At 67.8% G+C, this 26,967-nt stretch carries 29 protein-coding genes; 19 read left to right on the top strand and 10 right to left on the bottom strand.

All coding sequences use genetic code 11. From position 1 onward, the window contains the following. The first annotated feature begins 9 nt into the window (after positions 1 to 9). On the top strand, positions 10 to 1,755 hold the full coding sequence (locus tag QUV18_RS12760) for a sugar phosphorylase (protein ID WP_300894316.1): 1,746 nt from the start codon (positions 10 to 12) through the stop codon (positions 1,753 to 1,755). Between the two features lie 105 nt (positions 1,756 to 1,860). Here QUV18_RS12760 and QUV18_RS12755 read toward each other — a convergent pair whose 3' ends face one another. The 5 genes from QUV18_RS12755 to QUV18_RS12735 all read right to left on the bottom strand — a co-directional run bounded on the left by QUV18_RS12755 (position 1,861) and on the right by QUV18_RS12735 (position 5,764). Further along, positions 1,861 to 3,081, bottom strand: a complete 1,221-nt coding sequence (locus QUV18_RS12755; RefSeq protein WP_300894315.1) for a glycosyl transferase — start codon at positions 3,079 to 3,081, stop codon at positions 1,861 to 1,863. A 14-nt stretch (positions 3,082 to 3,095) separates the two neighbouring features. Then, positions 3,096 to 3,881, bottom strand: a complete 786-nt coding sequence (locus QUV18_RS12750; protein ID WP_366914651.1) for an HAD-IIB family hydrolase — start codon at positions 3,879 to 3,881, stop codon at positions 3,096 to 3,098. Positions 3,882 to 3,951: 70 nt separating this feature from the next. Continuing rightward, positions 3,952 to 5,004, bottom strand: a complete 1,053-nt coding sequence (locus QUV18_RS12745; protein ID WP_300894313.1) for a YeeE/YedE family protein — start codon at positions 5,002 to 5,004, stop codon at positions 3,952 to 3,954. A gap of 26 nt (positions 5,005 to 5,030) precedes the next feature. After that, on the bottom strand, positions 5,031 to 5,387 hold the full coding sequence (locus QUV18_RS12740; protein ID WP_300894312.1) for a metalloregulator ArsR/SmtB family transcription factor: 357 nt from the start codon (positions 5,385 to 5,387) through the stop codon (positions 5,031 to 5,033). After that, complete coding sequence (locus tag QUV18_RS12735) at positions 5,384 to 5,764, bottom strand: hypothetical protein (protein WP_300894311.1); 381 nt, start codon at positions 5,762 to 5,764, stop codon at positions 5,384 to 5,386. The genes QUV18_RS12740 and QUV18_RS12735 overlap by 4 nt, the downstream gene beginning before the upstream one ends. A gap of 78 nt (positions 5,765 to 5,842) precedes the next feature. Here QUV18_RS12735 and QUV18_RS12730 point away from each other — a divergent pair, with 78 nt between their 5' ends. The 11 genes from QUV18_RS12730 to QUV18_RS12680 all read left to right on the top strand — a co-directional run bounded on the left by QUV18_RS12730 (position 5,843) and on the right by QUV18_RS12680 (position 15,289). Further along, positions 5,843 to 6,580: a cytochrome c biogenesis protein CcdA gene (locus tag QUV18_RS12730; protein WP_300894310.1), complete on the top strand. Its 738-nt coding sequence runs from the start codon at positions 5,843 to 5,845 to the stop codon at positions 6,578 to 6,580. Between the two features lie 15 nt (positions 6,581 to 6,595). Next, positions 6,596 to 7,174: a thioredoxin family protein gene (locus QUV18_RS12725; RefSeq protein WP_300894309.1), complete on the top strand. Its 579-nt coding sequence runs from the start codon at positions 6,596 to 6,598 to the stop codon at positions 7,172 to 7,174. A 107-nt stretch (positions 7,175 to 7,281) separates the two neighbouring features. Then, positions 7,282 to 7,761 (top strand): sulfur oxidation c-type cytochrome SoxX, encoded by a 480-nt coding sequence (gene soxX, locus QUV18_RS12720; protein ID WP_300894308.1) that lies wholly within the window; start codon positions 7,282 to 7,284, stop codon positions 7,759 to 7,761. Between the two features lie 34 nt (positions 7,762 to 7,795). Continuing rightward, positions 7,796 to 8,215, top strand: a complete 420-nt coding sequence (gene soxY, locus QUV18_RS12715; protein ID WP_300894307.1) for a thiosulfate oxidation carrier protein SoxY — start codon at positions 7,796 to 7,798, stop codon at positions 8,213 to 8,215. 20 nt (positions 8,216 to 8,235) lie between these two features. Continuing rightward, entirely contained in the window at positions 8,236 to 8,565 is a 330-nt protein-coding gene (soxZ, locus tag QUV18_RS12710; RefSeq protein WP_300894306.1) for a thiosulfate oxidation carrier complex protein SoxZ, read from the top strand. 68 nt (positions 8,566 to 8,633) lie between these two features. Further along, positions 8,634 to 9,488: a sulfur oxidation c-type cytochrome SoxA gene (gene soxA, locus QUV18_RS12705; RefSeq protein ID WP_300894305.1), complete on the top strand. Its 855-nt coding sequence runs from the start codon at positions 8,634 to 8,636 to the stop codon at positions 9,486 to 9,488. 93 nt (positions 9,489 to 9,581) lie between these two features. Continuing rightward, positions 9,582 to 11,288 carry a thiosulfohydrolase SoxB gene (soxB, locus tag QUV18_RS12700; protein ID WP_300894304.1) on the top strand — a complete coding sequence of 569 codons (1,707 nt, stop codon included), beginning with the start codon at positions 9,582 to 9,584 and terminating at the stop codon, positions 11,286 to 11,288. 12 nt (positions 11,289 to 11,300) lie between these two features. After that, on the top strand, positions 11,301 to 12,569 hold the full coding sequence (gene soxC / locus QUV18_RS12695; RefSeq protein ID WP_300894303.1) for a sulfite dehydrogenase: 1,269 nt from the start codon (positions 11,301 to 11,303) through the stop codon (positions 12,567 to 12,569). Next, positions 12,553 to 13,566 (top strand): c-type cytochrome, encoded by a 1,014-nt coding sequence (locus tag QUV18_RS12690; protein ID WP_300894302.1) that lies wholly within the window; start codon positions 12,553 to 12,555, stop codon positions 13,564 to 13,566. Before soxC ends, QUV18_RS12690 begins: the two co-directional genes overlap by 17 nt. Positions 13,567 to 13,731: 165 nt before the next feature. Continuing rightward, on the top strand, positions 13,732 to 14,154 hold the full coding sequence (locus tag QUV18_RS12685) for a DUF302 domain-containing protein (protein ID WP_300894301.1): 423 nt from the start codon (positions 13,732 to 13,734) through the stop codon (positions 14,152 to 14,154). Positions 14,155 to 14,221: 67 nt separating this feature from the next. Beyond that, complete coding sequence (locus QUV18_RS12680; protein WP_300894300.1) at positions 14,222 to 15,289, top strand: YeeE/YedE family protein; 1,068 nt, start codon at positions 14,222 to 14,224, stop codon at positions 15,287 to 15,289. A gap of 4 nt (positions 15,290 to 15,293) precedes the next feature. Here the strand turns inward: QUV18_RS12680 and QUV18_RS12675 are convergent, their stop codons facing one another. Both QUV18_RS12675 and QUV18_RS12670 read right to left on the bottom strand, forming a co-directional pair. Then, positions 15,294 to 16,241, bottom strand: coding sequence for an MBL fold metallo-hydrolase (locus QUV18_RS12675; RefSeq protein ID WP_300894299.1), 948 nt, complete (start codon positions 16,239 to 16,241; stop codon positions 15,294 to 15,296). Next, on the bottom strand, positions 16,238 to 17,155 hold the full coding sequence (locus tag QUV18_RS12670) for an MBL fold metallo-hydrolase (protein WP_300894298.1): 918 nt from the start codon (positions 17,153 to 17,155) through the stop codon (positions 16,238 to 16,240). Before QUV18_RS12670 ends, QUV18_RS12675 begins: the two co-directional genes overlap by 4 nt. Before the next feature lie 116 nt (positions 17,156 to 17,271). On the opposite strand from QUV18_RS12670, the gene QUV18_RS12665 reads away from it, so the two are divergent. Genes QUV18_RS12665 through QUV18_RS12655 form a run of 3 tightly spaced genes read left to right on the top strand, consistent with a single transcriptional unit; the run spans position 17,272 to position 19,630 of the window. Beyond that, entirely contained in the window at positions 17,272 to 17,757 is a 486-nt protein-coding gene (locus tag QUV18_RS12665; protein ID WP_300894297.1) for an NAD(P)H-dependent oxidoreductase, read from the top strand. A gap of 1 nt (position 17,758) precedes the next feature. Further along, positions 17,759 to 18,559 (top strand): pyridoxal kinase, encoded by an 801-nt coding sequence (locus QUV18_RS12660; RefSeq protein WP_300894296.1) that lies wholly within the window; start codon positions 17,759 to 17,761, stop codon positions 18,557 to 18,559. A gap of 3 nt (positions 18,560 to 18,562) precedes the next feature. Then, complete coding sequence (locus tag QUV18_RS12655; protein WP_300894295.1) at positions 18,563 to 19,630, top strand: methylglyoxal synthase; 1,068 nt, start codon at positions 18,563 to 18,565, stop codon at positions 19,628 to 19,630. A 328-nt stretch (positions 19,631 to 19,958) separates the two neighbouring features. On the opposite strand, the gene QUV18_RS12650 is transcribed toward QUV18_RS12655, so the two are convergent. After that, complete coding sequence (locus QUV18_RS12650; protein ID WP_300894294.1) at positions 19,959 to 20,858, bottom strand: dihydrodipicolinate synthase family protein; 900 nt, start codon at positions 20,856 to 20,858, stop codon at positions 19,959 to 19,961. 5 nt (positions 20,859 to 20,863) lie between these two features. Further along, on the bottom strand, positions 20,864 to 22,204 hold the full coding sequence (locus QUV18_RS12645) for a flagellar biosynthesis protein FlgA (RefSeq protein WP_300894293.1): 1,341 nt from the start codon (positions 22,202 to 22,204) through the stop codon (positions 20,864 to 20,866). Positions 22,205 to 22,467: 263 nt separating this feature from the next. Here QUV18_RS12645 and QUV18_RS12640 point away from each other — a divergent pair, with 263 nt between their 5' ends. From QUV18_RS12640 to QUV18_RS12625, 4 genes are read left to right on the top strand one after another with little or no spacing between them, the layout of a single operon-like run. Further along, entirely contained in the window at positions 22,468 to 23,238 is a 771-nt protein-coding gene (locus QUV18_RS12640; RefSeq protein WP_300894439.1) for a transketolase, read from the top strand. Further along, complete coding sequence (locus QUV18_RS12635) at positions 23,235 to 24,278, top strand: transketolase family protein (protein WP_300894292.1); 1,044 nt, start codon at positions 23,235 to 23,237, stop codon at positions 24,276 to 24,278. The genes QUV18_RS12640 and QUV18_RS12635 overlap by 4 nt, the downstream gene beginning before the upstream one ends. A gap of 2 nt (positions 24,279 to 24,280) precedes the next feature. Beyond that, the gene (locus QUV18_RS12630) at positions 24,281 to 25,174 is read left to right on the top strand and encodes an NAD(P)-dependent oxidoreductase (protein ID WP_300894291.1); all 894 of its coding nucleotides are present in this window, start codon (positions 24,281 to 24,283) and stop codon (positions 25,172 to 25,174) included. 32 nt (positions 25,175 to 25,206) lie between these two features. Beyond that, positions 25,207 to 25,959: an SDR family NAD(P)-dependent oxidoreductase gene (locus QUV18_RS12625; RefSeq protein WP_300894290.1), complete on the top strand. Its 753-nt coding sequence runs from the start codon at positions 25,207 to 25,209 to the stop codon at positions 25,957 to 25,959. Between the two features lie 12 nt (positions 25,960 to 25,971). Here the strand turns inward: QUV18_RS12625 and QUV18_RS12620 are convergent, their stop codons facing one another. After that, entirely contained in the window at positions 25,972 to 26,958 is a 987-nt protein-coding gene (locus QUV18_RS12620; protein WP_300894289.1) for a LysR substrate-binding domain-containing protein, read from the bottom strand. Positions 26,959 to 26,967 lie beyond the last annotated feature (9 nt).

The raw sequence follows: 26,967 nt of genomic DNA, 5'->3' as shown, positions 1-26,967 counted from the left end.
CGCGGGCCCGTGCCCAGCAGACCCAACCCATTCGAGGCGCGGCTGCGCGCGCTGGTCGGCCGAATCTACCCGGAGGCCGATCAGAAGGCGATCTGCGGCCAGATCGTCGAGGCGTTCTGGCCCGAGGGCTCGCACCGGCGCAAGCGGGCGCGGGCGCCGTCGAACCGGCTCTGGTCGGAGCAGGACGCGGTGCTGATCACCTATGGCAACTCGATCATCGACGGCACCTACAAGCCGCTGGACCTGCTGGAGGATTTCCTGACCGAACGGATGCAGGGGGTGGTGAACGGGGTGCATATCCTGCCGTTCTTCCCGTTCAGTTCCGATGACGGGTTCGCGGTGACCGATTACCGTTCCGTTAACCCGCAGCTGGGCGACTGGACGGATATCACCCGGATCGCGAGCCAGTTCCACCTGATGTCTGACCTGGTGCTCAACCACGTGTCGAGCCAGGGGTCGTGGTTTCACGACTACATGCAGGGGCGGGAGCCCTATGACCGGTTCTTCTACGAGGGCAACCCCGAGGACGATTTGAGCCAGGTGGTGCGCCCGCGCACGACGCCGCTTCTGCGCGAGGTCGAGACGCGGGACGGGGCGAAGCATGTCTGGTGTACCTTCAGCCATGACCAGGTGGACCTCGATTTCACCAACCCCGAGGTGCTGCTCGAGATGCTGCGCATCATCCGGATGCATATCGACCGGGGGGTGCGCATCCTGCGGCTCGACGCGGTGGCCTTCGTCTGGAAGGAGCCGGGCACGCCCTGCATCCACCTGCCGCAGACCCATGCCATCGTACAGCTCATGCGGCTCCTGTGCGACTACGCGACCGAAACGGTGGTTCTGCTGACCGAGACCAACGTGCCGCGGACCGAGAACCTCAGCTATTTCGGCAACCGGAACGAGGCGCACGCGGTTTACAACTTCCCCCTGCCGCCGCTGATCCTGCACGCGGTGCAGTCGGGCACGGCGCGCTACCTGCACCGCTGGCAATCGGCGATGCCGCCGGCGCAGCTGGGCTGTGCCTATCTCAACTTCACCGCCAGCCATGACGGGATCGGGATGCGCCCCGCCGAGGGCGTTCTGCCGCCCGAGGAGCAGGCGCGGATGATCGAGGCGGTGACGGCGGCCGGCGGCCTCGTGTCGATGCGCACGCTGCCCGACGGGCGCGAGGCGCCCTACGAGCTCAACTGTTCGCTCTTCGAGGCGATGCGGCAGACGTTCCACGGCGAGGACGAGCATCACCACGACCGGTTCCTGTGCTCGCAGACGATCGTGATGTCGCTGGAGGGAATCCCGGCCTTCTACATCCACGCGCTGCTGGCCACGCCCAACGATCACGACGCGGTGGCGCGGCGGGGGATGAACCGGGCGATCAACCGGCATCGCTGGCATTACCCCGACCTTCTGGAGAAGCTGGGCGACGCGGGCTCGGACCAGGCGAGGGTGATGGCCGGGATGGCCGAGCGCCTGAGGCTGCGCTCGAAGCAGAAGGCGTTCCACCCCAATGCCACGCAGTTCACGCTGGCGCTGGACGAGCGGCTCTTCGGGGTGTGGCGGCAGAGCCTCGACCGGCACCAGTCGATCTTCGCCATCCACAATGTCAGCGCCGACGAGGTGCGGGTCAGCCCCTATGCGTTCAACATGATTGAGGGCGAACGCTGGGTCGACCTGCTGTCGGGCGAGGATATCGTGACGGACGCCGAGGACATCGTCTTCGCCCCCTACCAGTGCCGGTGGATCTCCAACCGGGGCTGACGCGCCCCCTGCTTCTTCTTGGTGAAAATACTCAACCGGAATTTGAAAATTCCGGCAGGAAAACCCTGTTTTCCTGGCCGTTTTCCGCGCGGAAAACGCCCCCCCTCAGGCGTATTCCGCCGCGTCCTCGTTGGCGGCCTGCCTGAGGTCGCGCAGGAACTGTGGATCGGCGGCGTGGACGCGGTTCCACGTTGGGATGAAGGGGCTTTCGTTGGGGTTCTCGAGGAAGATCTGCCCGGCGCGGATGATGTTCTCGGCGAACAGTTCGACCGACTTCTCCTCCTTGTGGCGGTCGACGCGGAGGCCGTTCATCTTGGCGTCGTTGTAGTAGCTTTCCAGCAGGTCGAGCGCCTGGCGGTAATAGGTGGCCTTGAGCGTTCGGAAGAGGTTGGGCGTGAACACCGTGCCGTCGGAGGCGAGCTTGCGGAAGACCGCCTTGCAGATGTCGGTGGACATGCGGCTGAGGCCCTTGCTGGCGTCCTCTTCCGAGAGGTCCTGGTGCTTGTGGTCGTAGGCATCCGAGATCTCGACCTGGCAGACCGATTGCGGGGCGAGGTTGCGCCAGGCCTCGGACAGGACGCCGATCTCGAGCCCCCAGTCGGAGGGGATGCGCAGGTCGGGGAGCGATTGGGTCCGCAGGGCGAACTCGCCCGAGAGCGGGTAGCGGAAGCTGCGCAGGTAATCGAGGTAGTCGCGGTCGCCCACCACCTTCTTGAGCGCGATGAGCAGCGGGCTGACCAGAAGGCGCGTCACCCGGCCGTTCAGCTTCCCCTCGCCGATACGGGGGTAGTAGCCCTTGGCCATCTGGTAGGGGAAGGTCGGGTTGGCGACCGGGTAGACCAGCGAGGCCAGCATCGCGCGGTCGTAGGTGAGGATGTCGCAATCGTGGATCGCCATGACCGAGCTGTCGGCGCAGGCGATCAGGTAGCCCATGCAGGTCCAGACGTTCTTGCCCTTGCCGGGCTCCTGCGGGTAGAGGCCGTGCTCCCGGAGACGGTCGCCGAGGGCCAGCATCCGGGGGCTTTCGTTCCAGAGCACCGTGTGGTTCTGCGGCAGCTCGGCGAAGAATTCGCGGGCGTGGCGGAACTGGGCCTCGTCGGCCTGGTCGAGGCCCACGATGATGCGGTGCAGGTAGGGCACGGTCTTGAGCTCGGCCAGGATGTTGGGCAGCGCCGGGCCCTCGAGCTCGGAGTAGAGGCAGGGCAGGACCAGCGTGATGCGGCGGCTCTCGGCGAAGGCCTGAAGCTCGTATTCGAGGTCGTCAAGGCTGCGGGTGCGCAGGTTGTGAAGGGTGGTGATGTTGCCGTTCTGGTGAAAGTCGCTCATGCCCTGGCCTGTTGTCAGCGTTGCGTTTCGGTAAGCCCGAGGTCCTGCATAAGCGCAAGGACGGCGTGGCACCAGCCTGCCGGGCCTTCCTCGGCGGTGCGGCGGATGCGGCCCTCGGCCTCGCCCGCCAGCGGCGGCAGGGGCGGGGCGGCGTCGTTGCGGATGACGACGCCGTGGTCGGCGCGGTCCAGCATCTCGGTATCGTTCGGGGCATCGCCGAGGGCGATGGTGTGGCGCGGGCGGTAGGTGTCGATGATCTCGTCCATGCGGCCGGCCTTGGTGCCTCCGAAAGATAGGGTGAGGAAACGGCCGCCGCGCCGGGCGGAGAGGCCGGCCGCGTCGGCGGCCTTGAGGAAACGTTCGAGGGCGGCGTCGGTTCCCGTCCAGAGGCCGGGTTCGGAGAAGCGGCGATCCCGGGCCAGCGCCGCGGCGGGTTCGGGCAGGCCGGTGATCCCGGCCACTTCGGCCGTGTCCATGTCGCCGAAGCCGCGGAAACCCGGCGGCAGGCCGGCGAGGCGGGCGCGGAGGTCGGCATAGGGGCTGTCGCCGGTCTCCGTCGCCGCGTGGCCCGCGGGCAGCAGGCCGCTGCCGTTCTCGACAATGGCGGGCCAGTCACCGAGCCCCATTTCGGCCCGGAGCGGGGCGATCTCGGCGGCGGTCTTGCTGCTGGCGAGGATGACGCCGCAGCCCTTTGCCTTCAACGCGTCGAGGGCGGGTTTGGCCGGCGCCCAGGAATAGTCGTCATGGTCCAGCAACGTGCCGTCGAGATCGGAGAAGACGAGGATGTCGGGGGTATTCATCATGCCGTCGAACTGTATTGCCTGTCACGGACGACGATAGCCCCGCGCCATCCGGAGCGTAACCGGTTTCTCAGGAAATGGCGAAGCCGGTGATGAGCTGGCGCAGGCCGATGGCGGCACCGATGAAAATTGCGGCGAAGGTGACCGGCGCCGAGAAGGCCAGCACCGAGAAGGCCGAGAGCCCCTGGCCGATGGTGCAGCCGAAGGCCAGCACCGCGCCGAAGCCCATCAGCACCGCGCCCAGCACCTGCCGGCGCAGTTCGCGGGGGTCCTCGCAGGCTTCCCAGCGGAAATGGCCCTTGATCAGGCTGCCCGCGAAGGCCCCGGCAAGCACGCCCGCGACCGAGCCCACGCCGAAGCTGAGCCCGCCGCCGCTGGAGGTCATGACGTAGAGGAGGGTTTCGCCCAGGGGGGCCGAGTAGGTGTGCGAGACCACCGGCAGGGCGCTGAGATGGCTCTGGACGATGGCCGAACTGCCCCACCAGCCCGAGACGATGGCAAGGCCGACGATGGCGGACCATGCCAGCGTGGCGGGGCTGGAGAGAAATGCCTTCGAGGCCAGCGCCGCCACCGTGATGGCAAGGCCGATGACGAGGCCGGGGCCGATGGCGCCGCCGCCCGCGACCTGGCCGATGACGCCGGCGATGGAGAGGGTGTCGAGGCCAAGCTCGGTGGCCTCGATCAGCGCCACGCGGGCGGAGGCGAGGGGGCCGGAGAGCATGACATAGGCCGAGATGCCCATGACCAGCACGATGACGAAGGCGCGGAAATCGCCGCCGCCGGTGCGGGCCAGGGCGCCGAAACCGCAGGTGCCGGCGATCGACATGCCATAGCCGAAAATGAGCCCGCCGAGGATGCTGGCGACGGGCGACCAGGGCGAGGCAAGGTAGAGGGTTTGCGAGAGGTCGATGGCGCCGAACCCGGCGAGGAGATGCACGCCGAAGGTCGCGACGCCGATGGCGAGCACCCACATGCGCAGGCGCAGGGCGCTGTGCTGGTAGAGAAAATCCTCGATGGCGCCGAGGGTGCAGAAACGCCCCAGCCGGGCCGCGAGGCCCAGCAGCGTGCCACCGAAGAGGCCCACGAGGGCCATCAGCGCCGCATCGGAGATGCCGTCGAACAAGTTTTCCTCCTCCCGGTGCCCGGACCTCAGCGCTTGCCGCAGAAGAGGTCGTGGACGGTGTCGAGTATTCGGATCGCGCGATCGTCTGTCAAACGGTAGTAGATGGTCTTGCCCTCGCGGCGCGGGGCGACGAGCCCTTCGGCGCGGAGGCGCGAGAGCTGTTGCGACACCGCGGCCTGCCGGGCGGAGAGCAGTTCTTCCAGTTCGGTCACCGATTTCTCGCCGGTGGTCAGGTGGCAGAGGATCATCATCCGACCCTCGTGGCTGATCGCCTTGAGGAAGGTTGCGGCCTCGGTGGCGCTTTGCACCATGCGGTCGAGCTCGGCCTGCGTGGCCGGGGTATCAGGCGCGTCGGTGGTCCCGGAGGGCAGGCCGGGGGTCATGAGCCTTCCCCGGTGGCCTCGGGGTGGGCGTCGAGCAGCTGCGTCAGCATCGGCCAGAAGAAATGCTCGCCCGGGTAGCCCTCGATCCGGCCGAGTTCCGCGCCGTCCTCGACCAGCACGAAGGTGGGGGTGTAGACGGGCGTTGTGGCGAAATCGATGTCGGGGGGCAGGTCGCCGATGCGGACGCGGCGGAGGGGGGCGCGGCGGGCCTCGTCCGTCTTGTCGTAGCTTGCGCCGATCTCCTCGTGCCAGAGCTGGCACCAGTGGCAGCCGGGCCGTTCGACCATGACCAGCTCGGCCGCGTCTACCGCGCGCAAGGGCAGCGCGGTGATGGCGGCCAGAAGGAGGGCCGTGACAATTGCAGGTCGAAAGGGCATGAAGGCTCCGGTTGACGGGATCGCGACATATAACATAGTTTGAATATGACATGCGATCAAGAATGACGGGCGTGGATTATGCTGGATGTTTCGCTGATTGGCGCCTTTCTTGGCGGGCTGATCGTTTTCTTCTCGCCCTGCGTGCTGCCGATCGTGCCGTTCTACCTGAGTTACATGGCCGGCGCCTCGATGCAGGAGATCAGCGGCGAGGGCGAGCTGGCGCCGGGCGTGCGGCGGCGGGCGTTCTGGGCGTCGGTGATGTTCTCGGCCGGGATCATCACGGTGTTCGTGCTGCTGGGGGCCGCGGCCTTCGGCCTGAGCCAGGCGTTCCGGTCCGTGCAGACGGAATTCCGGCTGGTGGCGGCGCTGATCGTCTTCATCCTAGGGCTGCACTTCCTGGGCGTGCTGAAGATCGGGTTCCTGAACCGGGTCTTCCAGATGGAGGCCGGCTCGACCCAGAAGATGTCGGTGACGGGCGCCTACGTGGTGGGGTTCGCCTTTGCCGCCGGGTGGACGCCCTGCGTGGGCGGCGTGCTGACCGCGGTGGTGTTCACCGCCTCGACGGAGGCCACGGCGCTGCGGGGGCTGGTGCTGCTGCTGGTATTCGGGCTGGCGATGACGACGCCCTTCATGATCGCGGCGCTGTTCATCGGGCCGTTTTTGCGGTTCGCCGCGCGGTTCCGGCGGCATTTGCCGAAGGTGGAAAAGGCGATGGGGTTGCTGCTGATCGTGTTTGCGGTTCTGATCGCGACCGATAGTGTCAACTATATCGCGCAATGGATGCTGGAGGCCTTTCCGGCCTTCCAGAATATCTGACGGAGGAGAAACGGGATGACACGCCTGCTGAGTTTGATCGCCGCCCTGGTGCTGGCCCTGCCGGTCTTTGCCGCCGAGCTGGGCGATGACGGGCTGCACAAGACCGACTGGATGCGGGACACGTTCAAGGACCTGAACGAGGACCTGGCCGAAGCCAATGCCGAGGGCAAGCGGCTGATGATCCTGTTCGAGCAGCGCGGCTGCATCTACTGCACGCGGATGCACGAGAACGTCTTTCCGATGGAGGTGATCGAGGACTACATCGAGGCCAATTACTTCGTCATCCAGATGGACCTCTACGGCGCGACGGAGGTGACGGATTTCGACGGCGAGCTGATCTCGGAACGCGATGCCGCGCGGAAATGGGGGGTGATGTTCACCCCCTCGATCCTGTTCATGCCCGAGGAGGTGGAGGAAGGTCAGACCGCCGCGCAGGCCGCCGTGGCGGTGATGCCCGGCGCCTTCGAGGCGGGCACCACGCTTGACCTTCTGACCTGGGTCAACGAAAAACGGTATGACGGCGATAACGCCGAGGATTTCCAGCGCTACCACGCGCGGATGGTTCGCGAACGCGACGTCGACCTGGGAGACTGAGCCGGACATGAAATGGCATCGAATTCAGGAATGCGAATTTATTCTTGCCCGAACGTGGCGGTCGACGCTATGATATATAAAAACTTGAATGTGTAACGGGAGGACACATGCGGATACTCACAGCAACTTGCGCGGCCGTACTGATGACGGCGGTCAGCGCGGCAGCCGACGAGGTCGCCCCTGACGACGTGACCTTCGGAGAATACGGCGCGGTCGAGACCTCGCTGACCGGTACGGAGGGCGATGCCGAGAACGGCGCGATGGTGATGAAGACCAAGTCGATGGGCAACTGCATTTCCTGCCACCAGGTCAGCGCGCTGAGCGATGCGCCGTTTCACGGCGAGATCGGCCCGATGCTGGACGGGGCGGGCGACCGCTGGTCCGAGGCCGAGCTGCGCGGGATCGTGAGCAACGCCAAGAACACCTTCCCCGAGTCGATGATGCCCGCCTATTACAAGAGCAGCGGCTTCATCCGCCCCGGCGACGGCTTTACCGGCAAGGCGGGCGAAGAGCCGCTTCCGCCCTTGCTGAGCGCACAACAGATCGAGGATGTCGTGGCCTTCCTGATGACCCAGAAGGAAGAGTGACGTCCTGCGACGGAGACACCCAGAGGAGATGACAATGGAATTCACGAGACGCGAAACGCTGGTGATCGGGGCGGCCGCCGCCGCGGTGGCCGCGCTTCCGATGCCGGCGATGGCCGCGACGACCGACGAGTTGATCGCCGAGTTCACCGGCGGGGCCGACGTGGCCGAGGGCGGTGTCGATCTCGACGCGCCTGAGATTGCCGAGAACGGCAACACGGTGCCGATCGAGGTGGGCGCCGAGGGCGCGACGGCGATCATGGTTCTGGCGGCGGGCAACCCCGTGCCGCCCGTGGCGACGTTCAATTTCGGCCCGCTGGCCGGGGCCACCCGCGCCAAGACCCGCATCCGCCTTGCCACCTCGCAGGACGTGATCGCGGTGGCGAAACTGGCCGATGGCAGCTTTGCCAAGGCCACCAAGGCCGTGAAGGTCACCATCGGCGGCTGCGGCGGCTGAGGCACAAGGAGACAAGACAGATGGCAAAAGGTGTACGCCCCCGCGTGAAAGTTCCCTCGTCGGCCTCGGCCGGGGATGTGATCACGATCAAGACCCTGATCAGCCACAAGATGGAATCGGGTCAGCGCAAGGACAGCGACGGCAACAAGATCCCGCGCTCGATCATCAACCAGTTCACCTGTACCTTCAACGGCGAGACGGTGATCGACGTGAAGATGGAGCCCGCGATCTCGACCAACCCGTATTTCGAATTCGACGCCAAGGTGCCCGAGGCCGGCGAGTTCAAGTTCGTCTGGAACGACGATGACGGCTCGGTCTACGAGGAAACCAAGGCGATCGAGGTCGGCTGAGGATCTGCAAGCCAGTTCCGCGCCCCGGGAAAGAGGGCGCGGAACCACGCCAGGGAGGATAGGATTAGATGAAACTCAAAGCACTCACCGCCGCCGCCGCGCTGCTTGTCGCGCCGGGCCTGGCGCTGGCCGGGCCGGATGACGACACGCTGGTGATCAACGGCGAGACCGAGATGGTCACCAAGACCGAGGCGCCCGCCCACATGGAAGAGACCGGCATCAGCGAGATCATCTCGGGCTGGCATTTCCGGTCGGACGAGACACAGGCGCTGGAGATGGACGATTTCGACAACCCCGGCATGGTGTTCGTCGATATCGGCATGGAACAGTGGGAAACGGTCGAGGGCAGCGCCGAGAAATCCTGTGCCAGCTGCCACGACGCCCCCGAAGACAGCATGACGGGCGTCCGCGCCGTCTATCCGAAATGGAACGAAGAGGCCGAGGAAGTGCGCACGCTGGCCCAGCAGATCAACGCCTGCCGGGAAGACCAGATGGGCGCCGAGCCTTACGGGTACACCAGCGGCGAGATGGCCAACATGGAGGCGCTGATCTCGCTCCAGTCCCGCGGGATGCCGGTGGACGTGGCCATCGACGGCCCGGCACAGAGCACGTGGGAGGCCGGCAAGGAGCTCTACTATACCCGCACAGGCCAGCTTGAACTGAGCTGTGCGAATTGCCACGAGAACAACTATGGCAACATGATCCGCGCCGACCACCTGAGCCAGGGGCAGATCAACGGCTTCCCGGTCTACCGGCTGAAGAACGCCAAGCTGAACACGGTGCACGCGCGCTTCAAGGGCTGCGTGCGCGACACCCGCGCCGAGACCTACAGCCCCGGCAGCCCGGAATTCGTGGCGCTGGAACTGTATGTCGCGAGCCGCGGCAATGGCCTGTCGGTCGAGGGACCGTCGGTACGTAACTGAGTGGAGCCCCGCATCGCGCGCGCGTTGCGGGGTTTTCCTTATCTGAACACATTCAATATTCCGCATGTCAAGGCGGGTCAGGAAGCGCATAACATGATTTCACGCCGCGATTTTCTTCAGGTCGGGATGGCCGCCTCGGCGCTGGTGGGGGCCAGCGGGTTCGGCAACTGGTCGAAGCTGGCCGCGCAGCAGGCGCTGACGCAGGACGAACTTCTGCAGTTCGACACGTTCGGCAACGTGAGCCTCATTCACGTGACCGACATCCACGCCCAGTTGAAACCGGTCTATTTCCGCGAACCGGAGGTGAATATCGGTGTGGGCGCGAACAAGGGCGAGGTGCCGCATATCACCGGCGCCACGTTCCGGAAGATGTACGGCATCGAGGATGGCAGCCCCGCGCATTACGCGCTGACCTATGACGATTTCACCGCGCTGGCGCAGGCCTATGGCCGGATGGGCGGGATGGACCGCGTGGCGACGGTGGTGAACGCCATCCGCGCCGACCGGCCCGACGCGATCCTGCTGGATGGCGGCGATACCTGGCACGGCTCCTACACCTGCCATCACACGGAAGGCCAGGACATGGTCAACGTGATGAACGCGCTGAAGCCCGACGCGATGACCTTTCACTGGGAATTCACGCTGGGGCAGGACCGGGTGCGCGAGCTGGTCGAGGGGCTGCCCTTCGCGGCGCTGGGGCAGAACATCTTCGACGCCGAATGGGACGAGCCGTCGGAAGAGTTCGCGCCCTACGAGTTCTTCGAGCGCGGCGGCACCAAGATCGCCGTGATCGGGCAGGCCTTCCCCTACACGCCGATCGCCAACCCGAGCTGGCTGTTCCCGGATTACAGCTTCGGCATCCGCGACGAACGGATGCAGGAGATGGTGAACGAGGTGCGCGGGCAGGGGGCCGAGCTGGTCGTGGTGCTGAGCCATAACGGCTTCGACGTCGACAAGCAGATGGCGACCGTGGTCGAGGGGATCGACGTGATCCTGTCGGGCCACACCCACGATGCCGTGCCCGAGCCGGTGCTGGTGGGCGAGACGATGATCGTGGCGAGCGGGTCGAACGGCAAGTTCGTCAGCCGGGTGGACCTCGACGTGCGCGACGGGCGGATGATGGGCTTCCGGCACAAACTGATCCCGGTCTTCTCGGACGTGATCGAACCGGATGCGGAGATGACAGCGCTGATCGACGAGCAGCGCGCGCCCTTCGAGGCCGAGATGGGTGAGGTGATCGGCCAGACCGACAGCCTGCTCTATCGCCGGGGCAATTTCAACGGCACGTGGGACGACCTGATCTGCGACGCCCTTCTGTCGGAGCGGGAGGCGGAGATCGCCCTGTCGCCCGGCGTGCGCTGGGGGCCGAGCCTGATACCGGGCGACGACATCACGCGCGAGGATATCTGGAACGTCACCTCGATGAGCTATCCCGAGGCCTATCGCACGGAAATGACGGGGGAATTCCTGAAGGTCGTGCTGGAGGACGTGGCCGACAACATCTTCAACCCCAACCCCTATTACCAGCAGGGCGGCGACATGGTGCGGACCGGCGGGCTGGGCTACCGGATCGACGTGTCCAGGCCGCAGGGCGAGCGGATCTCCGACCTGACCCTGCTTGGCAGCGGCGAGGCGATCGAGGCGGATCGGAGCTACGTGGTCGCCGGCTGGGCCAGCGTCAACGAGGGCACCGAGGGGCCGCCGATCTGGGACGTGGTGGAAAGCCATGTCCGCAAGTTGGGCACGGTGAGCGTGAGCGGGAATGACGACGTGACGGTCACGGGCGTCGAGGGCGAGTAAGGAGGGCGAGCGATGTCGGAAAGCCAGTTCAGGAAACCCACCTCGCGCCGCGCGTTCCTTGGCGGGAGCGCGGCGGCGGCGGTGGCGGTCGGGGCCGGGGCGGCAAGGGCCGCCGGGCCCGATCCGCTGATCACCGAGGTGCAGGACTGGGCCGCCGGGCTGGGCGAGGGGGTGGATGCCACGCCCTACGGCCTGCCGATCCGGTTCGAGGATGACGTGATCCGGCGGAACGTGGAATGGCTGACCGCGGACACGATCAGCTCGATCAACTTCACGCCGATCCATGCGCTGGACGGCACGATCACCCCGCAGGGCTGTGCCTTCGAGCGGCACCATTCCGGCGCGATCGAGCTGCGCAAGGAAGATTACCGGCTGATGATCAACGGCATGGTCGAGACGCCGCTGATCTTCACCTACGAGGACCTGACGCGCTTCCCGCGCGAGAACCACGTCTATTTCTGCGAATGCGCGGCGAATTCCGGCATGGAATGGGCGGGCGCACAGCTCAACGGCGCGCAGTTCACGCACGGGATGATCCACAACATGGAATATACCGGCGTGCCCCTGCGCACGATCCTCGAGGAGGCCGGGTATAACGGCGAGGGCAAGTGGGTCTATGTCGAGGGCGCCGATGCCTCGTCGAACGGCCGGTCGATCCCGATGGAAAAGGCGCTGGATGACGTGCTGGTGGCGTTCAAGGCCAATGGCGAGGCGCTGCGCAAGGAGCATGGCTACCCGGTGCGGCTGGTGGTGCCGGGCTGGGAAGGCAACCTCTGGATCAAGTGGCTGCGCCGGGTCGAGGTGACGGATGCGCCGGTGGAAAGCCGTGAGGAGACCAGCAAGTACACCGACACGCTGGCCGACGGCACGAGCCGCAAGTGGACATGGGAGATGGACGCGAAATCCGTCGTGACCTCGCCCAGCCCGCAATCGCCGATCCCGCACGGGCCAGGGCCGCTGGTGATCACCGGGCTCGCGTGGTCGGGGCGCGGGGCGATCACCCGGGTCGACGTGTCGAAGGATGGCGGCCGCACGTGGGAGACGGCCCGGCTGGCCCGGGCTGGCGAGGCGCGGGCGCTGACGCGGTTCTACCTCGATACCGAGTGGGACGGGTCGGAGATGCTGCTGCAGTCGCGGGCGATGGACGAGACCGGCTATGTGCAGCCCTCCAAGGCGGCACTGCGCGAGGTGCGGGGCGAGAACTCGATCTACCACAATAACGGCATCCAGACATGGTGGGTGCGCGAAAGCGGGGAGGCGGAGAATGTCGAGGTATCGTGAATGGGTTGTGCTGGGCCTGTGCCTGGGTCTGGCCGGGCCCGCGATGGCCGGGCAGTACGATCTCGGCCGCCCGGCGCTGCCCGAGGAGATTGCCGCGTGGGACCTGGACGTGCATCCCGATGGCACCGGCCTGCCCGCGGGGCAGGGCTCGGTGAAGGACGGCGAGCGGCTGTTCTCGGCCCGCTGCGCCGCGTGCCATGGCGAGTTCGCGGAAGGCGTGGGCAACTGGCCGGAACTCGCCGGGGGCGAAGACACTTTGGCCGACAAGGACCCGGTGAAGACCGTGGGCTCCTACTGGCCCTACCTGTCGACCGTCTGGGATTACGTCCACCGCTCGATGCCCTTCGGCGATGCGCAGAGCCTGTCGGATGACGAGGTCTACGCGATCACGGCCTATATCCTTTACTCCAACTACCTGGTGGAGGAGGATTTCGTGCTGTCGCAGGAAAACTTCCTCGAGGTGGCCATGCCCAATGCCGACGGGTTCATCGTGGATGACCGGGAAGAGGCGGAGAGCCATTTCTGGCAGGACGCGCCTTGCATGGAGGATTGCAAGGACAGCGTCGAGATCACCATGCGCGCCCGCGTGCTGGACGTGACGCCCGAGGATGAGGGCGAAGATGGTGCCGCCGAGGAGGCTGTCGAGGTGGCGGCGACGGAGGAGACGGCCGCGCCGGACCCGGAGCTGGTGGCCGAGGGCGAGAAGGTGTTCCGCAAGTGCAAGGCCTGTCACCAGGTGGGCGAGGGGGCGAAAAACCGCGTGGGCCCGCACCTGAACGGCGTGGTGGGCCGGGCCGCCGGGGCGGTCGAGGGGTTCCGGTATTCCAAGCCGCTGGAGACGGCGGCGGCGGACGGGCTGGTCTGGACCGAGGACGCGCTGGCCGCGTTCCTGGCCGACCCGCGCGGGTTCCTGAAGGGCACGAAGATGGCCTTTGCCGGGTTGAAATCGGAAGAGGACCGGGCGGCGATCGCGGCCTACCTGGCGACGTTCGAGTGATGGGCTGGCCGGGTGTGCCCGGTTTGCGGCGGGGGTTATGCGACGGGCTGTCGGATGCCTCCGGCGGGGATATTTGGGGCCAGAAGAAGCCGGGGGTGTGGCTGGCATGACCGGGGCGCGTCTGGCATGATGGGGTCAGGTTCGGGTGCGGCGAAAGGAGCGGGCATGAGATACCTGGTGACAGCGCTGGTGCTGGCCGCGATGCCGACGGCGGCAGAGGAGGTGGTGACCCATGATTTCGAGGGCAGTTACGAGGATGCCACCTTCGCGCTGGAAAACGCGATCATCGGGCAGGGGCTGGTCGTCGATCACGTGAGCGACGTGGGCGACATGCTGGCCCGCACGCGCGAGGATGTGGGCAGCGATGTCGTGCTCTATGACGGGGCGGTGGTGATGCAGTTCTGTTCGGCCAGCCTGTCGCGGAAGATGATGGAGGCCGATCCGCTGAACATCGCGCATTGCCCCTACGGGATCTTCGTGATCGACCGGGACGGCACGGTGCAGATCGGCTATCGCACCTTTCCCGAGGGCGAAATGCAGGAGGTGCAGGCCTTCCTTGAAACGATCGTGCAGGAGGCGCTGGAATAGCGCCTCAAACATATTCCAATTGATGCATATCAAGGCACGGGATGCCGGCCGGGGGTAGGACCCGGGCATGTTGGAAACCCTGATCGACACATATGGCGAAGGCGCGGTCCTGATGATGGCGGGGCTGGCGGTGGGCGTGCTGTTCGGCGCGGCGGCGCAGCATTCGCGGTTCTGCCTGCGGGCGGCGGTGGCCGAGGTGACCGGCGGGCAGCTTGGCCCGCGGCTGTCGATCTGGCTGGTGGCGTTCTTCGCCGCGGTGGCGCTGGTGCAGGGCGCGGTGGCGCTGGGCTGGTTCGAGGTGGCGCAGTCGCGCCAGCTGGCCGCGACCGGCAGCCTGTCGGGCGCGGTTTTCGGCGGGCTGATGTTCGGCGCGGGCATGATTCTGGCGCGGGGCTGCGCGAGCCGGCTGCTGGTGCTGTCGGCGACGGGGAACCTCAGGGCGCTGGTGACCGGGCTGGTGCTGACGCTGGTGGCGCAATCGGCGCTGCGCGGGGTCCTCGCGCCTGCGCGGGAGGCGCTGGGGCGGCTCTGGCTGGTGCCGGGGGGCGCGGCGCGGAACCTGCTGGCGGTCACGGGGCTGGAGCCGGGCGGGGCCGCCGGGCTGGCGGCGGCCGGGCTTGCGCTCTCCTTCGGGCTGGCGTGGTGGCGGGGCGTGCGGGTGAGCCACGCGCTGGCCGCGGCGCTGGTCGGGCTGGCGGTGGCGCTGGGCTGGGCCGCGACCTGCGCGGTGGCAAGGGTCTCGTTCGAAGTGGTGCCGATCTCGTCGGTGACGTTCACCGGGCCGGCGACGGACACGCTGATGGGGCTGGTGAACAGCACCCGGCTGCCGGCGGGGTTCGGCGTGGGGCTGGTGCCGGGCGTGTTCGCCGGCGCCGGTGTCATGGCGCTCCTGACCGGGACGTTCCGGGTAGAGCGGTTCGGGGCCGAAACGCCGATGGAGCGCTACCTGCTCGGCGCCGGGCTGATGGGGTTCGGGGCGATGCTGGCGGGCGGCTGCGCGGTGGGCGCGGGCCTGTCGGGCGGGGCGATCATGGCGCTGACCGCGTGGGTGGCGGTGTTCTGCATGTGGCTGGGCGCCATGGCGACGCAGGCGTTGCTGAACCGGGGCGCGGCCCCGCATCCGGTGGCGGGCTGAGACGCTATTCCCACTCCATCTGCTCGTAGACCCGGCCGGCGTTCTTCGTGGCCAGTTCCTCGAACGTGTCGAGATGGGCATAGGGGGATTGATCGACGTAATAGGCATCCGCCAGTTCGCCGCCCGCGTCGATATGCTCGCGGATCTTTCCCCGGAGATAGACGAGGTAGTCGCGCGTATACCGGCGGACTTGCGCCATGTTGGTCGGATGGCCGTGGCCGGGGATCACGTAGGTGGCGCCGAGCGGTTCGAATTCGGTCTCCCACGTTTCCAGCCAGTCGGCGGTATAGGTGTGCTGGAAGATCGGCAGAAGCCGTTCGTGGAAAGCCATGTCGCCCGAGATGACGAGGCTTTGGTCGGGCAGCCAGATCACGATGTCGCCGGGGCTGTGGGCGGGGCCGAGATAGCGGGCCTCGATGCGGAAATCGCCCATCTCGACGATGTACGCGTCGGAGAAGGTTTCCGTGGGGCCCTGCACGGTGGTGCCCTCGGCCTTGTCGCGGTTGTAGCGTTTCATGCCCTCGAGCACGGTGCCGCCATACTCCTCGATTTCCTGCGCCGCGTCCTCGTGGGCGACGATGGGCACGCCCTGTTCCGCCCAGTAGCTGTTGCCCAGCATGGCGTGGCCCTGGCCGTTCTCGTTGAAGACGAGCGTCACGGGCTGGTCGGTGATGCGCCTGATCTCGTCATGCAGCGCCTTTGCAAGGCCGTAGGCGGCACCGCCGTTGATGACGACCACGCCGTCGCCGGTGACGATGAAGCTGAGGTTGTTGTTGTGGCCGGAATTCTCGTAGGTGGGCGGGGCCGACGCGCCGATGGCCGACCAGACGCCGGGGATGACCTCGACCGGGGCGTCGTAGAGCATCGAGCCGGGGTACTTGTCGGCGATCCGCTCGCTGGCCGTGGCGGCGGTGGCGAGGAGGAGGGCGGCGGCGAGGGCCGGGAGCCTCATGCCCCGTCCTCCACGAAGCGGAAGGCGTCGCCGGTGCGCTCGACCCGGCCGATGCCGCCGCCGGGCAGGTGGAAGCCGATCAGGCGCAGGCCGTCGGCGGCGGCCCGGTCGAGCAGCCGGGCGCGGGTTTCGGCGCCAAGATCGGGGTCCTGGTCGGAACCGCTGGGCCAGCCGGGCTGTTCGAAATTCACATGCGCGTTGGTCACCGCGTCGCCCGCCACCAGCACCGGGTCGCCCCCGGTGGCGATCTCGAAGGACATGTGGCCCGGCGTGTGGCCGGGGGTGGCATGGGCCATGATGCCCGGTAGCACCTCGTCGCCATCGGTGAAGAAGCTGGTCTTTCCGGCGATGGCGTCGAGCCGGCGCTGGGCGCCCACGGCGAAGGCGGCGCGGGCCTCGCCGATGGTGTCGACGGTGTCGGGGTCTGACCAGTAATCCCATTCCGCCTGCCCGAAATGAAAGGCGGCCTCGGGGAAGAGCAGCTCGTCGAAATCGTCGAGCACGCCCCAGAGATGGTCGGGGTGGCCATGGGTGAAGACGATGTCGGTGACGTCTTCGGGCGCGATGCCGAGCCCGTCGAGCGTGACCGCCAGGTCGCCCGCGCTGGGCATGAAGAGGGGGCCGGCGCCCGCGTCGAACAGGATCACCCTATCGCCATCGCGCAGCAGGGTGACGTTGCAGGGCTGGCGGATCTCCTCGCGGGAGATGTCGTGGCGGTCGAGGATCGGGGCGAGCTGCGCCTCGTCCATGCCGTCGAAGACGAAATCGCCGGGCAGGACGAGATGGCCGTCGCTGGCGGTGATGACCTCGCGGCCGTTTCCGGCGGCGATGACCCGGGTGGCGAGGCCCGAGAGGCCGGTTGCCAGGGCCGCCGAGCCCAGCCCGTTCAGAACCTGCCGTCTGGTGATGGTCATGCTGTCTCCTCCCGTCTTATATTCGGTGTTGTGAATGTTTTAACCCTGCGCGCGGCGCCGGGCAAGCCCGGACACCGGATATGGTCAGCCGGCGGCGGGGGCGCTAGGTTTGCGGCATGACAGAACTTCTGATCGTTTACCACTCGAAGACCGGGGGCAGCCGGCAAATGGCCGAGGCCGCCGCCAGCGCCGCCGAGGGCGAGGCGCCCACGGTGCTGAAACCCGCGGCAAAGGCCGGCCCGGACGACCTGTTGCGGGCGGACGGGTATATCTTCTGCGCGCCCGAGAACCTGGCCGCGATTGCCGGGGTGATGAAGGATTTCTTCGACCGCTGCTATTACCCGGTGCTGGGCAGGATCGAGGCACGTCCGTATGCCCAGATGGTCTGCGCCGGGTCGGACGGCAGCAACGCGGTGCGCCAGATCGCGCGGATCGCGCAGGGCTGGCGCCTGCGGGAGGTGCAGGCGCCGCTGATCGTCTGCACCCATGCCCAGACGCCGGAGGAGATCCTGGCCGAGAAGACCATTGCCGAGGCGGAGCTGGCGAAATGCCGCGACCTGGGGCAGGCGCTGGCGGCGGGGCTGAGCATGGGGGCGTTCTGAGGTGGCGCGCGTGCTGATCCTGTCGAGCGTGGTGGCGATGGGGCATGTGGGGCTGTCGGCGGGGCAGCCCGTGTGTCAGCGGCTCGGGTTCGAGGTGACGGGCGTGCCGACGATCGTGCTGTCGAACCATCCGGCGTGGCCAAAGGTGGCGGGCACGGCCATCGCGCCCGACCGGATCACCGAAATGGTCGGCGCGCTGGAGGCGAATGGCTGGCTGGCGGGGCACGCGGGCGTTCTGGTGGGCTACATGCCGGGGGTGGGGCATGTCGAGGCGGCGGTCGAAATGGTGGAACGGATGAGGGCGGCGGCGCCCGGTGTGCGTGTGGTCGTCGATCCGATCCTCGGGGATGCGCCTAAGGGGCTTTACGTGAAGGAAGACGTGGCCGAGGCGGTGCGGGACAGGCTGGTGCCGCTGGCCGACGTGGTGACGCCGAACCTGTTCGAGCTGGGCTGGCTGACGGGGCGGGATTGCGCGGATTTGGCCGCGGCGAGGGAAGCGGCAGCGGCGCTGGGTGCGCCGGTGGTGCATGTGACCTCGCCGCCGCTGGGAGAGACAGAGACGGGCGTACTGTCGGTGACGGAGAGCGGGGCGGAATTGTACCGGACCGCGAAGGTACGGCACGTGCCCCATGGCATCGGCGACGTGTTCGCCGCGCTCATCGCGGCCGGTCTGCCCGTCGGACAGGCGCTGGGGCACGTGGCGGCGCTGGCGGAGGCGTCGCGTGGGTGCGATCATCTTGCCATTGTCGAGGGCGCGGCGCGGTGGACCGGCGCGGCGCCGATCACTTCGGAAAGGGTTTGACCGATGGCGTTCAACTTCATCCTCATGCTGACCGAGAATGACCGGACGATCCCCGACGCGGCCGAGCGGCTGGAACAGGCGCTCGAAGGCGGGGCGCGGCATATCGGGTTCAAGGATGTGGGCCTGCCCTTCGAGGAGCTGCGCGGGCTCGCGCGGACCATCCGGCAGGCCGGCGGGCGGTCCTATCTCGAGGTGGTGAGCCTTGACGAGGAGAGCGAGCTGAACTCGGCCCGGGCGGCGGTGGCGCTGGACGTGGATTGCCTGCTGGGCGGCACGCGGGCGGCGGCGGTGACGGAGGTGATCCGGGATCACCCGCTGCGCTATTACCCGTTCCCGGGGCGGATCACCGGCCATCCCAGCGTGCTGGAAGGCCCGGCGGAGGAGATCGTCGCCTCGGCCCGGGCGCTGGCCGATCTCGAGCATGTGCACGGGCTGGACCTTCTGGCCTACCGCTTCGATGGCGACGTGCCGGGGCTGATGGGGCAGGTGGCGCAGGCGGTCAGCAAGCCGGTGATCGTGGCCGGCAGCATCGACAGCGAGGCGCGGATCGGCGCGGTGGCGGAGGCGGGCGCGGCCGGGTTCACCGTGGGCACGGCGGCCTTTGCCGGCGCCTTCCGGGCGGGCGAGAGCTTTGTCGAGCAGGTGCGCGCCATCCTGTCGATCACGGCGCGGGCGCAGGCCCGCTCGACCGCCCCGCGCAAGTTCGCGCTGGTGGCGCATGATGCGCGCAAGGCGCATCTGCGGGCGTGGGTCCTCCGGCACCGGGCGGCGCTGGCGGGGCACCGGCTGATCTGTACCGGCGGCACCGGCACGATGCTGGCCGAGACCTGCCCGGAGTTGCAGGTGCAGCGGCTGCAGCGCGGCTCGATGGGCGGCGACCAGCAGCTTGGCGCGCTGGTCGCCAATGGCGAGCTCGACGCGGTGGTGTTCTTCGCCGACCCGATGGCGCCGCATGGCAGTGACGTCGACCTGCAGGCGCTGACGCGCCTGTCGATCGTGCACGACATTCCCATGGCGCTGAGCGGGGCCGCGGCCGATCTCGTGATCCTTGCGTTTTTGGCAAAGGAGTGAGGGCGGCGCGGTCGCTCGCGCGTCAGGAGGTTCTGGTTTCCGGGTGGGCCGGTGGCAGCGTCAGGACGCGTGCAGCCGGCGGGTGCGGGCGGTCATTTGACCGTACGCACGAGGGCCAGCAGCAGGCCACCGACGGCAACAAGTCCGACAAGGATAAGAGCGCTCGACATGGGTTGTCCCTTTCTCATGCTGAGCATTGGCAACAGACACCTGCTTACGGGCGACTCACCCGTTGCGGCAACGGGGTGTTGCAGGGCAGCCGTGGAAGTGTTGCGGGAATGTCAGGGGGGGTGGGCGGAAAGGCGCCTAGCGTACGGGCCGGGGCGTGTCAGGCCAGCTCGTTGGCGGCGAGGAAGCCGTCGAGCCGGGCCTGCTGCGCGTCGGTCAGCGGCCAGGCGGAGGGCGGGCGCGTCGGGCCGCAATCGTGCCCTTGGGTGAGGAGCGCGGCCTTGACGACGGTGACGTTGGTGCCGTTCATCTCCTCGGCGCGGATCTCCTCGAAGGGGCGCATCCCGGCGATGAGATGGTTGGCTTGCGTATAGTCACCTCTGGCCAGCGCGGCGTGGATCGCGGCGGAGCGCTCGGGCCAGACATTGATGAGCCCGGAGGTGAAGCCGCGCGCACCCACGGCATAGAGCGGCGGCGCCCAGATCTCGGCCAGCCCGCAGACCCAGGTGATGCCCGGGTCGCAGGCGTCGATGGCGGCGGCGAGCTTGAGCGGGTTGGGCGTGGCCCATTTGACGCCCTTCACGCCGGGCAGGGCGCAGAGATCGGCGATGGCCTGCGTGCCCATGGCGTCGTTGCGCAGGTAGAGCATGACCGGCAGGCCGCCGCCTGCGTCGATCACGGCTTTGACGTAATCGACCGTGCCACGCGGGCTGACGAAGGGGTCCGGCGGCTGGTGGATCATCAGGGCCGCCGCGCCCGCCTCGGCTGACGCGCGGGCCAGGCGGCAGGCGTCGCGGACACCGCGCCCGACGCCGGCGAGAAGGGGCGCGCGGCCGTCCAGCAGGGCCGCCACCTCGCGTACCATGGTGCAGGCCTCGTCGGTGGTCAGCGCATAGAACTCGCCCGTGTTGCCGTTGACGACGGGCATGTGCACACCGGCGGCAAGCGCCCGGTCGAGGATGGGCGCCAGCCGGGCGGGCGCGATCTCGCCCGCGTCGTCGTAAGGCGTGACGAGGATGCCGGAAATTCCGGCCAGCGCGGTGTCGAGGTCGTGGGGCATGGGCGTCACCCTTCCAGCAGGCGTTTCTGATCCTTGCGCATGGCGAAGATATCGTGGTCCTCGGTGATCTCCACGTCATCGAGCGTGATCACCTGGTCGCGTTTCACCGGGCGTTTCAGCTTGATGTGGTGGGCAAGGCCGATGGGCAGCGCATCCGCCGCCGCAGACAGCCGGGCCGGGATGGCCTTGGCCCACACCTTGTAGCCGCCCTCGCCGTCGAGCATGTCGCCCGCCTCGAAATCGCCCTTGGCGGTGGCCACGGCATCGGCGCGGTAGCGCGTCGAGCTGCCCGTCGCCTCGCCCCGCAGCACGGCGGAGAGGACCGAGACCGACGTTTCCAGCCCGATCAGGTGGAACGGCCGCCACATCGAGCCATACCAGCCCGACGCATCGGTCAAGAGGCCGTATTGCTGGAAACAGGCGCGGGTGTATTCATCCGGCGCGCGGAAGGTGACGAACATGCCGTACTGGATGTTGTTCAGCACCACGCGCCCGTCCGGCTCGCGGCTGGCAGCGATGTCGACGAGGCCGGGTTTGGCCAGTTGCCCGCCGTCGGTTTGCGGCCTGAAGACGGTGGCAAGATCCTGCAGCCCGGCGGGATGGAAGGCCAGCCCGTCCTCGGGGCAGTCGAGCCCGGTGGCGTTGGCGACGGCGGCCATCTCGATCGCCGCCTTGGTGCCGTCGGTGAAGGAGTTGTACATTTTCGGGTTGAAGTCGCCCTTCGCCACCTCCTCCTCGGACCAGCCGAAGAAATCCCACACCGTATCGGGCGTGGAATAGCGATAGGGCGGGGCGAAGTTCATGCCCTTGCCCGCCGCGACCAGCTCGAACCCGCTGGCATGGACCCAGTCGACCAGCTCGCAGATCGCCGCGGGCTGGTCGCCATAGGCCATGGAATAGACCACCCCCGCCGCGCGGGCCTTTTCGGCCAAAAGCGGCCCGCAAAGCACGTCGGCCTCGACATTGACCATGACCACATGCTTGCCCGCCTCGATGGCGGCCAGCGCATGGCGAATGCCGGCAATGGGGTGGCCCGTGGCCTCGATCACCACCTCGATACCGTCGAAATCGAAGAGCTTGGCGGCGTCGTCGGTGAGGTGGGTGGCGCCGGTCTCGTAGGCGTCGGCAAGGGAGGGGGCGGCATATTGCGCCTTTTCCCAGTGGACGCGGGCGAGCGACTCGCGGGCTTTTCCGATGTCGAGATCGGCCACCCCGACCACGTGGTAGCCCTCGATATGCTTGGCCTGCGCGAGGATCATCGAGCCGAACTTTCCCGCGCCGATGAGGCCGATGCGGACGGGCCGGCCTTCGGCGGCGCGGGCGGCGAGCATGGCGGAGAGGTTCATGAAAGGTCCTTTTCCGTGCGGTTCGCTCGGACCATAGCCAAGGGAGGAACGGCCAAACCATCATTATTTCGAACGCAAACCTTAAGTTCTGCTTCACACCCCTTAACCAGACCTCGCTTGCCAGATGGCGCGTCACCGGGCTTCTTGCGGGCATCCGGTGCAGGCGTCATGGGAGGGACGACGTGCAGACCCGAAGCGAGACATCCGGTTCCAACGTGAGCCTGCCGCAGCGTGCGTGGGCGATCCGGCGCAATGCGCTGCTGATGGGCGAGGTGCAGGGACAGGGCTATATCGGTCAGGCGCTGGGGGTCGCGGATGTGCTGGCGACCTCGTATTTCCACGCGATGACCTACCGCGCCGACGACCCGGAATGGGAGGGGCGCGACCGGTTCTACCTCTCGATCGGGCATTACGCCATCGCGCTCTACGCCGCGATGATCGAGGCCGGGATCCTGCCGGAGGACGAAATCCCGACCTACGGGATGGATGACAGCCGGATGCCGATGTCGGGGATGGCGGCCTACACGCCGGGGATGGAGATCACCGGCGGCTCGCTGGGGCATGGGCTGGGGATCGCCGTGGGGGCGGCGCTGGGGCTGAAGCGCAAGAAGAACCCGGCCTTCGTCTACAACTTGCTGTCGGATGGCGAGCTGGGCGAGGGCTCGACATGGGAGGCGGTGATGTCGGCGGTGCAGTGGAAGCTCGACAACCTGATCGCCATCGTCGATTTCAACAACCAGCAGGCCGACGGGCCGACGCGCGACGCGCTGGCCGTGGGGGCGGAGGCGCCGAAATGGGCGGCCTTCGGCTGGTACGCGCAGGAGGTGGATGGCAACGACCTCGATGCGCTGCTCGCCGCGTTCGACAACGCCCGCAACCATGCCGAGGCCAAGCCGCGCGTGATCATCTGCAACACGAAGATGTGCAAGGGCGTGCCGTTCCTCGAAGAGCGGGAGTCGAACCACTTCATCCGGGTCGAGGCGGATGAATGGGCCAAGGCGCTGGCCGTGCTGGACGAGGGGAAACCGCTGTGACCATTCCTGCCCATTCCCGCCGCAAGTCGAAATACGAACCCCGGTCCGTGCCGGAGGGGGAGAAACTCGCCACCTCGGCGATGATCGCCTCGCTCGATTCCGAGGGGCGCGAGACGGTGGCGGCGCCCTTCGGGCACGCGCTGGTCGACCTGGCGAAGACGCGCGAGGATATAGTGGGGCTCTCTGCGGACCTGTCGAAATACACCGACCTGCATGTCTTTGCGCAGGCCCACCCCGACCGGTTCTACCAGATGGGCATGGCCGAGGCGGTGCTGATGTCGGCGGCGGCGGGGCTGGCTCGGGAGGGGTTCACGCCCTTTGCCACCACCTATGCCGTTTTCGCCTCCCGCCGGGCCTATGACTTCATCGCCATGGCGATTGCCGAGGAGAACCTGCCGGTCAAGATCTGTTGCGCGCTGCCGGGGCTGACAACCGGGTATGGCCCCTCGCACCAGGCAACCGAGGACCTGGCGATCATGCGGGGGATGCCGAACCTGACGGTGATCGACCCCTGTGATGCCGTGGAGATCGACCAGGCGACGCGCGCCATCGCCGAGACGCCGGGGCCGGTCTACATGCGGCTTCTGCGGGGGCAGGTGCCGGATGTGCTTGGCAAGTATGGCTACCGGTTCGAACTGGGCCGCGCGCAGACCATCCGCGACGGCTCGGACGTGCTGTTCATCTCGTCGGGCTTCATGACCATGCGGGTGCTGGACGCGGCCGAGGCTTTGGCGCGCGACGGCGTGTCCTGCGCGGTGCTGCATTCGCCGACAATCAAGCCCCTCGATGCCGAGACCATCGCCGCCGAGGCCCGCAAGAGCGGGCGGCTGGTGATAACGACCGAGAACCATTCGGTGACCGGCGGGCTGGGCGAGGCCGTGGCGGGGGCACTCATGCGGGCGGGGGTGCACGTGCCGTTCCGGCAGGTGGCGCTGCCGGACGAGTATCTCGACGCGGGCGCGCTGCCGACATTGCACGAGCAGTACGGGCTGTCGGTGGGACGCATCACCGCGCGCGTCAAGACATGGCTGGAGGAGTGAACATGCCGGGCACCGCGATCATCGGGTTGGGAAACATGGGGCAGGGGATGGCTAGGTGCATCCTGAAGGCCGGGATCGGGCTGAAGGGGTTCGACCTGTCGGAGGGGGCGCGGACCCGGTTCGCCGGGGACGGGGGGACGCCTTCGGCGAGCGTGGCGGAGGCGGCGGAGGGCTGCGACCTGTTGCTGGTGATGGTGCAGACCCCGGCGCAGGCGCAGGAGGTGCTGTTCGGCACCGGCGGCGCGGCGGCAGCGCTCGATCCCGGATCGACCGTTATCCTGTGCTCGACGGTGGCGCCGTCGGATGCACGGGCGCTCGGCACGGCGCTGGAGGAGGGCGGGCACCTGATGCTCGACGCGCCGGTGTCGGGCGGCATGAAGGGGGCCGAAGCCGGCACGCTGACGGTGATGGCGTCCGGCGCACCCGAGGCGTTCGCGCGGGCCGAAGGCGTGCTGGCGGCGGTGGCGAAGACGGTGCACCGGCTGGGCGATGCGCCGGGGATGGGGGCGACCTACAAGGTGGTGCATCAGCTTGCCGCCGGCGTGCACCTCGCGGCTGCCGCCGAGCTGCTGGCGCTGGGCGCGAAGGCGGGCTGTGACCCGCAGAAACTGTTCGAGATCGTCACCGGGTCTGCCGGGCAGAGCTGGATGCTCGAGGATCGCGGGCCCCGGATGATGCAGGCCGACCCGGCCTGCACCTCCTCGGTCGACATCTTCGTCAAGGACGTCGGCCTCGTGCTGCAGACGGGGCGCGAGAATGCCGTGCCCCTGCCGCTCGCCGCCGCCGCCCACCAGATGTTTCTCGGCGCCTCGGGGCTGGGCCACGGGGCCGAGGATGACAGCAAGGTGGTCCGCGCCTACGCGGCGCTGACCGGCAAGCAGGTGCACGAAAGCTGACCGGCCACGGGGCCGCATCACAGGAGCGACGGATGGGACTTCTCGACGGACAGACGGCGATCATCACCGGCGCGGCCAGCCCGCGGGGGCTGGGCAAGGCCACGGCACGGCTCTTTGCCGAGCATGGTTGCCGCGTGGCGATCCTCGATCTCGACCTGGGCCAGGCGGAAGAGGCGGCGGCCGACCTGGGTGACGGGCATATCGGGCTGGCCTGCGACGTCACCCGCCGGGCCGATTGCGACGCGGCGGCGGCCACGGTGATCGAGGCGTTCGGCTATATCGATATCGTGGTCAACAACGCGGGCATCACCCAGCCGCTGAAGATCATGGACATCCGGCACGAGAATTACGATGCCGTGCTCGACGTGAACCTGCTGGGCACGCTGCATATGAGCCAGGCCGTCATCCCGCATATGCGCGAGCGGAAGTCGGGCAAGTTCGTCAACATGTCGTCGGTCTCGGCGCAGCGGGGCGGGGGCATCTTCGGCGGGCCGCATTACTCGGCGGCCAAGGCCGGCGTGCTGGGGCTGACCAAGGCCATGGCGCGGGAACTGGCGCCCGACGGCATTCGCGCCAACGCCATCTGCCCCGGCTTCATCGCCACCGACATCACCCAGGGCAAGCTGACGCCCGAGATGAAGGAGCAGATCCTGGCCGGTATCCCGATGGGCCGGGCGGGGGAGGCGTCGGACGTGGCGGGCTGTGCCCTCTTCCTCGCGTCGGACCTGTCGGCCTACGTCACCGGCTCTGAGGTGGACGTGAACGGCGGGTCGCTCATTCACTGACGCACGGGCGCTTCAGGTTTGCCCGATGCGGCCCGGGGGCTGTTCTGCCTCGAGCGAGATGTCTTCCATGAAGAGGCCATGACGGTCGAGCACCGCGTGAAGCTCGGCCTCGTGCGCGGCAACCTGTTCGTCGAGCCAGCCGAGGAAGCGGCGCACCGCCCGGCGGTTGAGGTTCCTGGCCGGACAGATCGCCCAGTAGGCCGGGAAGCGCAGCACCGGCAGGGATGGTGTCACCGGCACCAGCCGCCCCTCGGCCAGTTCGGGCAGCGCCAGCGCCAGCGATTCCAGCACGATGCCCGATCCGTCGAGCGCCAGTTGCAGCGCCATCGACGAGCGATCCATCAGGATGGTCTTGCGGTTGGCCCCGGTCTCGACCCCGGTGTGCATCAGCCAGAAATCCCACTGGCAGAGGGCGCGGGCGCTGTCGATCAGCCGGGCCTTGTCGAACATCTCTCCGGGTGTGCCACTGCCGAGACCTTCGAGGTAGTCCGGGCTGCAGAGCGGCAGCACATGGTCCTGCACCACCGCCTGCGCATGGTAGCCCGCCCATTGCCCGGTGCCGTATCGGATATCGAGATCCATCACCTCGCGGTCGAAATCGGTGGGGTCGGGGGCGGCGTCGGCGCGCAGATCCCAGTCGGGATAGCGGGCCACGAAATCCGACAGGCGCGGACCCAGCCAGCGCACCCCGAAGCTGGGCGAGACGCGCAGGTTGAGCCGGTAGGTCTCGCGCGTTTTGCCGAGGTGGCGCTGGGCGCCGCGCAGCATCCTCAGGGCGGTGGCCGAGGTCTGGAACAGCTGCTCGCCTTCCAGCGTCAGGCTGAGCAGCCGCCCCTCGCGGCGGAACAGCCGGACGCCAAGCTGCTGTTCCAGAAGCTTGATCTGCTGGCTGACCGCCGAGGGCGAGACCGACAGTTCCTCGGCCGCGCGGGTGATGGTGCCCCGCCGCGCGACGGTTTCGAAATAGAGGAACCCGTTGAGGTTGGGAGTGCGGGGCATGGCGCGCTC

Source organism: Roseovarius sp. (genome assembly GCF_030373445.1).
GTDB lineage: Bacteria > Pseudomonadota > Alphaproteobacteria > Rhodobacterales > Rhodobacteraceae > Roseovarius.
The sequence above is the reverse complement of the archived record's forward strand: the minus strand, read 5'-3'. Positions and strand labels throughout refer to the sequence as shown.